The sequence below is a fragment of the Borrelia persica No12 genome, assembly GCF_000500045.1.
Taxonomy (GTDB): domain Bacteria; phylum Spirochaetota; class Spirochaetia; order Borreliales; family Borreliaceae; genus Borrelia; species Borrelia persica.
On sequence record NZ_AYOT01000005.1, the window covers coordinates 1 to 1,340 of the forward strand.

Consider the following 1,340-nt stretch of genomic DNA (forward strand, 5'->3'; position numbering starts at 1 on the left):
CAACAAGACTTTTTAGTATTGATTTAATGTGGCCTTTTGTGCCGTTGGATTTGAAATTTTTTGTTTCTTTTGGTACTATATTCATAAGTTTTTGGTTTTAATCCAAAGTTGAGATTTCCCAAAAGGGATCTTTGGATTATTTATTATTTTTTATTTTATATAAAAATTTCACTTTTGACTAGTTCTTTGGTCAAGGTGATTTTTTTATATGCAATTTTTTTGAAAATAGCAAGTAATTGAAGTGATAAGACGTTTACAATGCTATATATTATCATAATAGATAGCATTGTAAATTAATGTAGGATAATTGTCAATAAGATAAGCTTAAGTTTTTAGCTTTTTGTTTTTGTTAGTACCATTTATTTGGTCTAAATATTCTGTAAATTTTTTTGAGATTTTATGACTGTCTATATTTTTATATAGAGCAGATATTTTTTTTATTTTTTATATGAGAAATGTTTTTTGATTCTTGGCAAATTAAATTATTTAATTTAGATTTGACTTCTTTAAGTAGTCTTATTTGTATCTCGTCTTGTGTTTCTTCTTGTGTTTTTTCTTGTATTTTTTTTATCTGTTCTCTTAGTGCTGTTATTTCATCACTTTTATTTTTTATTTCTTCTCTTAGTGTTGTTATTTCATCACCTTTATTTTTTATTTCTTCTTGTGTTTTTTCTTGTATTTCTATCATCTCTTCTTTTAACTGTATTAATGCTTGAACAATTGTTTTTGTATTATAGTTATTGCTTTTGATTCTTGTTATTGCTTTCATTGGTGGTAGGTTTTCTTTTTGTTCATGCATGCTTATAATTTCTCTTATATTTTCTAATTTTTTGTGAATTATTGCTTGAATGTATGTTTTTGTTTTTTGTTGTTTTACTGTTGTGGTTAAATGACAGATTATATTTTCTGGAATATATCTGATATTGTTGTACGCAACATATGCGTTTAACATTGTTGCTTTTTTGCAGAGAGTTTGCGATAGTGTTCGATAATTATATTTTTTTTCCAATATTTCAACTACTTCTCCAACTTTGTATAATGTAATATTACTTATTTTTATCATGGTAATATTCCTCCAAGTATTTTTTTTATATTTTAACATAAGTCAAAGTTTATAAGCGTATTTATATGATTATGTTGATATTGATTAAAGCTTATTAATATTTATTAGTTTTGATATTGACTTATTATTATTTATAATATATTTTATTAGTATCAATATATTGTTAATTACAAATATTGGTAATATTTTTCCAATGAAATAAGGCAAATTACTTTGCTTTTATTAAGTTTTATGGCAAAGGTTGATAAGAGTAAAGTATTCTTGTTTGTCATTTTGA

At 23.4% G+C, this 1,340-nt stretch carries 1 protein-coding gene; it reads right to left on the minus strand.

From position 1 onward, the window contains the following. Positions 1-415: 415 nt before the first annotated feature. Positions 416-1,063, minus strand: coding sequence for a hypothetical protein (locus U881_RS0100045; RefSeq protein ID WP_024652870.1), 648 nt, complete (start codon positions 1,061-1,063; stop codon positions 416-418). Positions 1,064-1,340 lie beyond the last annotated feature (277 nt).